This is a genomic window from Streptomyces sp. NRRL S-495 (assembly GCF_000966955.1).
GTDB classification, from domain to species: domain Bacteria; phylum Actinomycetota; class Actinomycetes; order Streptomycetales; family Streptomycetaceae; genus Kitasatospora; species Kitasatospora purpeofusca.
The window spans coordinates 1-3,393 of sequence record NZ_JZWY01000166.1 but is presented as its reverse complement, the minus strand read 5'-3'; the positions used below and the strand labels follow the sequence as shown (position 1 = coordinate 3,393).

The window sequence follows — 3,393 nt, the reverse complement described above, 5'->3', positions numbered from 1 at the left end:
CAACACGTCCCGTCGCGACAGGCGGGTCGGGCCCGGCGGCCGGTGGTCAGTTCTCGCCGGGGAGGGTGACGGTGAAGTGGGCGCCGCCTTCGGGGCCGTGGCCCCGCAGGGCGATGGTGGCGCCGAGGCGTTCGGCGAGGCGTTGGGCGATGGCGAGGCCGAGGCCGGTGCCGGTGGGGCGGGTGGCGGCGTAGCGGTCGCGCAGGGTGCCGGGCTGGAAGGCGATGCGGACATCGTCCTCGGTGAGGCCGGGTCCGCCGTCACGGACCTGCAGTTCCGCCGCGCCGGTGGGGGTGCGCCGGAGCGCCAGCACGACGGGCGCGCCGGGCGGTGTGTGGCGGACGGCGTTGGCGAGGAGGCCGTCGAGGAGCTGGCGGACGCGGAAGGCGTCGGTGGTCGCGGTCACCGGTTCGTCGGGGCGCTCCAGACGCAGGTGCAGCCACTGCCGCCGGGCCTGCTGGGTCCAGGCCCGTGCGGTCTCCTGGACGAGGGCGTCGAGGTCGGTCCGTTCCCGGGTGATGCGGAAGTCGTCGGCGTCGAGGCGGGCGAGTTCGAGGAGGTCGGTGACGAAGCGCTCCAGGCGTCCGGTCTCGGTCAGGAGGATCCGCCCGACCTCTTCCTGCTGTCCGGGTTCGATCACGCCGTCGGCCAGGGCCTCGGCGTAGCCGCGCAACGCGGTGAGCGGCGTGCGGATCTCGTGGGAGACGGAGGTGAGGAACGCGCGCTGTCGGCCCTCGCTGTGTTCGAGGGCGGCGCCGAGGGTGTTGAGGGCGAGGGCGACCTCGCGGGCCTCGGTGGGACCGTGGACCGTGCAGTGCAGGCCGCGCTCGCCGGCGGCGAGCAGATCCGCCGGGCGAGGAGGGTGCCGGCCAGCGCCGCCCCGACCAGCCCGGCGATCAGGGGGAGGGTCAGACCGGCGCGGATCCGGTCGGCGGCGTCGTCGACCTCGGTGAAGGGCTGGGTGAGGACCACGGCACCGTCGCGTGCCGGGCGGCCCTCCACCAGGACCCGCGCGTCACCGAGTACGGCCGTGGTGGAGACGTCTCCGCCGGCCAGCAGGGCGTCCCGGTCCGCCGGGGTGACGGCAGCCGCCGACGGACCGGCCACCTGGCCGTCGGGGGCGATCACGGCGACCTGGACGCCGGTGGCGCCGGTCAGCCGCTGTGCCTGGTCGAGCAGCAGCACCGACAGGTTGGGGGCGACGGACAGCACGGCCGCCTGCCGGACCAGCCGTTCCCGGTACTGGGCCTCGGCATTGGAGCGGGCCGTCCGCCAGCCCGCGAACCCGGCCAGCAGTACCGCCACGGTCGCCACCACGGTGGCGAGCAGGACCAGGTTGCCGGTCAACGAACCACCAAACGCACGGGCGGGCCGGTGTCCACGGGCGGGCCGGTGCCCACGGGAGGGAAAGACTCTCACGGACTGCTCTCCTGGACGCTGTAGCCGACGCCGCGCACGGTGCGGATCGGACTGGCGTCGCCGAGTTTGGCGCGCAACTGGGAGATGTAGACGTCGACGACCCGGCTGTCGCGGTAGTCCGCGTACCCCCAGACCTGGGAGAGCAGCTGGTCGCGGCCGAAGACCTGGCCCGGCCGGGCCAGCAGGTGGGCGAGCAGGTTGAACTCGGTGGTGGTCAGCTCGACCGGCTCGCTGTCGCGGTGCACCGTGCGACGCAGCGGGTCCAGTCGCAGACGGCCGATGCTGTGCACACCGGTGGCCTGCGGCCCGGCCGCCCGGCGCAGTACCGCCTTGACGCGGGCGACCAGTTCGCGCGGTGAGAACGGCTTGGTGACGTAGTCGTCCGCGCCGAGCTCCAGGCCGAGGATCCGGTCGGCCTCCTCGTCGCGCGCGGTGACCAGGATCACCGGCGTCCAGTCGTCGGCGGCGCGCAGGCGGCGGCAGAACTCGGTGCCGTCCAGGCCGGGCAGGCCGATGTCGAGGACGACTGCGACCGGGCGCAGCCGCCGGACCGCTTCGAGGCCGGCCGCCCCGTCGCCCTCGGTGTGGACGCCGAAGCCCTCGCGGGCGAGGTAGAGGCGCTGGAGGTCGGCGATGTGGCGCTCGTCCTCCACGATCAGGACCAGGCCCTTGCTCGGTGTCATTGCCACTCTCCCGGCGCCCGGCGCCGCACAGTCCACCGGCCGTGGTCACAGTCCACCGGCGGTGGTCTTGAACTGCTCCGATGCTAACGCGCGGGCCGGGCCGGCCCCCGATGGCGGCCGTGATCCTTACATGCCCCGAACACAGGCCGAACCGTCTCCTTGCGCCACCGGTGCAGCCTGCTTCCGGTAGCGCCGCCCGGCGGTGCCGGAACGGAAGGGGGCTCGGTGGTCACGGACCCGAGAACGCTCGTACTCGTCGGCGCGGCCGTCACGGGCGTCCTGGTGACGGCCGTCTCCGCCCTCCTCGCCCGCACCCGCCCGGCCACGCCCCGCGCCGGAAGGCCCGGCCCGTCCGGCCCGTCGCGCTCACCGGGCCTGCCGGGTCCGCCGGCTCCCGACAGCTCCGAACTCTCCCGAGGACCACTATGACCCGCCGTACCGGACCAGCCCCCGCCCGGCCACCCGCCCGCCTCCGCCGACTCCTGCGCCCGGCCACCCGGCGCGGCCGTGTCCTGCGGGCCGTGGCGATACCCGTGACCGCCCTGCTGGTGCTCACCGCCGGGGCGGAGACCGTGGCAGGACACGTGCTGGAGAGCCGGATCGCCGACAGGACGGCGAAGGCCTTCGGCACCCGCGTCGAGGTCGACACCGGAAGCGGCCCGGCCCTCCTCAAGATCCTCGACCGGCACCTGGACCGCGTCACACTGAGCGCCGACAACGCCCGCCTCGGCGGCCTGAGCGGGGCCTCGGCTCGCATCACGCTGAACGACGTCCACCTCGGCAAGCCCGCACCCGGCGCGGCCGAGGTGTCGGCGGACATCATCGTCCCCGCCGACGCCCTGGCAGCCACCGTCCGGGACTCCGGCCAGAACCTGCCCGTCGGCACCGCGCGCACCGACCCGGCCACCGGGACGATCCAGCTCGGCCTGGGAGCCGGCGGCACGGGACAGCTCACGCTCAAGCCCGCACTCGTCGACGGCCGCGTGACCATCACCGCCACGGCCCTCCAGTTCCTCGGCCGGACCGTCGCCGGACCCCAGCTCGACCGGATCAACGAACGCCTCGCCACGAGGAAGAAGCCCACCGACTACCCCCTCGGCCTCAAGCCCACCGCTCTCGCCGTCACCCCGACGGGCCTCACCCTCCACCTCGCCGCCGGACCGACCACCCTCAACCACTCATGAACCGGGAACCTTCACCGCCCATGCCCCACGACGACCGCTCCGCGCCCGACACCTCCGCACCGAAGGCGGCCTCCGCGCCCGACACCCCCGCGTCCGGCCGCCGGAGC

General features: G+C 74.7%; 4 protein-coding genes. 1 reads left to right on the top strand and 3 read right to left on the bottom strand.

What is annotated here, in order from left to right:
* Positions 1-46 precede the first annotated feature (46 nt).
* From VR45_RS48530 to VR45_RS10965, 3 genes are all read right to left on the bottom strand, one after another.
* Complete coding sequence (locus VR45_RS48530; protein ID WP_234325932.1) at positions 47-673, bottom strand: HAMP domain-containing sensor histidine kinase; 627 nt, start codon at positions 671-673, stop codon at positions 47-49.
* The gene (locus VR45_RS48525; protein ID WP_234325931.1) at positions 637-1,347 is read right to left on the bottom strand and encodes a hypothetical protein; all 711 of its coding nucleotides are present in this window, start codon (positions 1,345-1,347) and stop codon (positions 637-639) included. Before VR45_RS48525 ends, VR45_RS48530 begins: the two co-directional genes overlap by 37 nt.
* A 68-nt stretch (positions 1,348-1,415) precedes the next feature.
* Positions 1,416-2,102 (bottom strand): response regulator transcription factor, encoded by a 687-nt coding sequence (locus tag VR45_RS10965; RefSeq protein WP_045939514.1) that lies wholly within the window; start codon positions 2,100-2,102, stop codon positions 1,416-1,418.
* Positions 2,103-2,623: 521 nt separating this feature from the next.
* Here VR45_RS10965 and VR45_RS46840 point away from each other — a divergent pair.
* On the top strand, positions 2,624-3,286 hold the full coding sequence (locus tag VR45_RS46840; protein ID WP_159394179.1) for a DUF2993 domain-containing protein: 663 nt from the start codon (positions 2,624-2,626) through the stop codon (positions 3,284-3,286).
* The last annotated feature ends 107 nt before the right edge of the window (positions 3,287-3,393 follow it).